This window comes from Noviherbaspirillum galbum, assembly GCF_010974945.1.
Lineage (GTDB): Bacteria > Pseudomonadota > Gammaproteobacteria > Burkholderiales > Burkholderiaceae_D > Noviherbaspirillum > Noviherbaspirillum galbum.
In genome coordinates, this window is the sequence record NZ_JAAIVB010000056.1 from 1 (window position 1) to 519 (window position 519).

Below are 519 nucleotides of genomic sequence, written 5' to 3' on the forward strand. Positions count from 1 at the left end.
GCTTGCTGCTGTTCATGCTGTCCTCGGGCCTGACGCTGATCTTCAGCATGATGGGCGTACTTAACTTCGCCCATGCCAGCTTCTACATGCTCGGCGCCTATTTCGCCTATGCCATCAGCACCAAGCTTGGCTTCTGGCCCGCCCTGTTCCTCGCCCCCCTCGTCGTGGGCGTCATCGGCGCCGGCATCGAGCGCTACGGCCTGCGCACCGTCCACAAGTTCGGCCACATGCCCGAGCTACTGTTCACCTTCGGCCTGTCCTACGTCATCGTCGAACTCGTCCAGCTCGTCTTCGGCCGCGCCGCCGTGCCTTACCCCATCCCCGCGGAACTCGACGGACCGCTGTTCACCCTGTTCTCCACCACGTTCCCCAAGTACCGCGGCTTCATGGCCTTCATCGCCATCCTCATGCTCGTGTCGATCTACCTGCTGCTCACCCGCACCCGCATCGGCCTGGTCATCCAGGCCGCGCTGACCCATCCCGACATGGTCGAGGCCCTGGGCCACAACGTGCCGCGCG

Annotated in this window: 1 protein-coding gene; it reads left to right on the forward strand. The window is 64.4% G+C overall.

All coding sequences use genetic code 11. The features are described from left to right. Nucleotides 1–2 precede the first annotated feature (2 nt). Nucleotides 3–519: branched-chain amino acid ABC transporter permease (locus G3574_RS17485; RefSeq protein WP_235953490.1), on the forward strand; the 517-nt coding region annotated here is incomplete at its 3' end.